The following is a 1,833-nucleotide window of genomic DNA, read 5'->3' as shown; positions in this document are numbered from 1 at the left end:
TCGTCGCCTGCTGCACATCGATCTGGGCGATCAGGCCAGCGTGCGCCGCTTTGCCGATGAATTCCATGGCATGGGCCTGGCGCTCGATGCGCTGCTGCTCAACGCCGCCGTCTATCTGCCGCGCCTCGAAACGCCGATGCGCTCTCCGCAAGGTTATGAAATCAGCGTCGCCACCAATTATTTCGGTCACTTCCTGCTCGCCCATCTGCTGCTGGACGATTTGAAGAAAGCCAAAGGCCGGCTGCAATCGCCGCCGCGGCTGATCACGCTGGGCACGGTCACCGCCAACAGCGAGGAATTCGGCGGCAAGGTGCCAATCCCGGCGCCGGCCGAACTCGGCGATCTGGCCGGGCTGGAAGCCGGCTTCAAGGCGCCCATCGCCATGATCGACGGCAAGCCGTTCAAGCCCGGCAAGGCCTATAAAGACAGCAAGCTGGCCTGCATGATCATGAGCCGCGAATTCCAGAAACGCTGGGGCGACACCGGCATCGTGTTCAACACGCTCTACCCCGGCTGCGTCGCCGATACCGCCCTGTTCCGTGAGACACCGCCAGCCTTCCAGAAAATCTTCCCCTGGTTCCAGAAGAACATCACCAAAGGCTATGTGAGCCAGCCGCTGGCCGGCGACCGCACCGCACAAGTGATCGCCGATCCGGCCTTCGCCAGCCAATCCGGCGTGCACTGGAGCTGGGGCAACCGCCAGAAACAAGGCCGCCGGCCCTTTGCCCAACCACTATCGGCGCGCGGCACCAATGAGGCGCGGAACGAACGGCTGTGGGACTTGACGATGAAGGCAGTGGGGCTGACCTGAGCGAAGATTGGACAAGCAACAGGGCCTCCGGCGAGCAGGGCCTGAGGCCCTGCACCCACTTTCGTTTTCGGGCGCACTGTTCGGAAAGGGGGTCCGCTAGCGAGCTGATCCCGTTATTACAAGTGCGCTGCCCCGCTCCGTAAAACTGTATTGAACAGTTATCAGTTAAAGCCAGACGGCCAACAGCTCGTAAGCTTGGCCCCGCTCAACGAGGAAGAGCTATCTGAGTTTGAAAATGATCGAAAACCAAACTGGACTGTTGAGCCTGTCCATGCGAGCTTCGGCCAGTAGGGAGTATCTATGTCGCGTGGCAGCTATTTCGGTGGGTCGACCGTCATCCATCCAGGATCAGGCTGGTTTGGCAACGGCGGGCCGTGTGGCCCGTCGACCACGAAAAAGAAAAAGCCGCAAAAGACGGGCAATGCGAAGAATTTGGTTACCAAGGCGGCAGTCAAAGCCCAATCGGCTAACAAGAAGACATTGCGTAGCTTGAGCCCAAAGCCGGAAGATCCCAATCTGGTGGCCAAACGCCTCAGCCGCCACATGAAGGGCGTTGAGGTACGCATTAGGAAGAGCACGGGTGAAGAGATCGTGCGTAACGTCAAGCCGAAACCGACGCTGGCCGGGCGCGCTCGTCTTAGCCTGAAATCAAAGCTGCTCGATTAGCGCCAAAAATTTATCGCGAGAACGTGTAACGTTCAGGCGCTTGCAGTGCAAAGAATTGGCCAAGCTGTAAGCCGGTCCAAGGTTCCCATATACGAATGGGTGCAGGGGATCGGCCTCTGCCGACCGGAGGCACACCATGTTTACCTTTGACCCCACTCTTTTCGTGTTATCCGCCTGACCGCAGGAGCCGCTGCTCCAAGAGCGTCTGCATGTCGCGGCGGCCGTCGGCGATCAGTAGGATAATCACGGTCTTTTCGCTGGTGCGATAGATGATGCGCCACGGTTTGGCGCTGAGTTGGCGGAAGCTGCTGATGCCGAGGGCGTCCAACTCACGCGGCACCGCGCCACGCTCCGGA

3 protein-coding genes are annotated in these 1,833 nt (G+C 59.8%); 2 read left to right on the top strand and 1 reads right to left on the bottom strand.

The features are described 5' to 3' along the window. On the top strand, nucleotides 1-811 hold an 811-nt coding region (locus RMO81_RS14500; protein ID WP_310476619.1), incomplete at its 5' end, for a protochlorophyllide reductase. A 300-nt stretch (nucleotides 812-1,111) separates the two neighbouring features. Then, nucleotides 1,112-1,477 (top strand): hypothetical protein, encoded by a 366-nt coding sequence (locus RMO81_RS14495; protein ID WP_310476618.1) that lies wholly within the window; start codon nucleotides 1,112-1,114, stop codon nucleotides 1,475-1,477. A gap of 166 nt (nucleotides 1,478-1,643) precedes the next feature. Here RMO81_RS14495 and RMO81_RS14490 read toward each other — a convergent pair. After that, nucleotides 1,644-1,833: type II toxin-antitoxin system RelE/ParE family toxin (locus tag RMO81_RS14490; protein ID WP_409049629.1), on the bottom strand; the 190-nt coding region annotated here is incomplete at its 5' end.

This window comes from Sandarakinorhabdus sp. (genome assembly GCF_031422795.1).
Taxonomy (GTDB): domain Bacteria; phylum Pseudomonadota; class Alphaproteobacteria; order Sphingomonadales; family Sphingomonadaceae; genus Sandarakinorhabdus.
Note: the sequence above shows the minus strand (reverse complement) of the source record. Positions and strands in the feature narration are given on the sequence as shown.

Excerpts from the sequence above, each read along its gene's own strand:
- RMO81_RS14495 (WP_310476618.1), top strand. The coding sequence starts at position 1,112 with ATGTCGCGTGGCAGCTATTTCGGTGGGTCGACCGTCATCCATCCAGGA.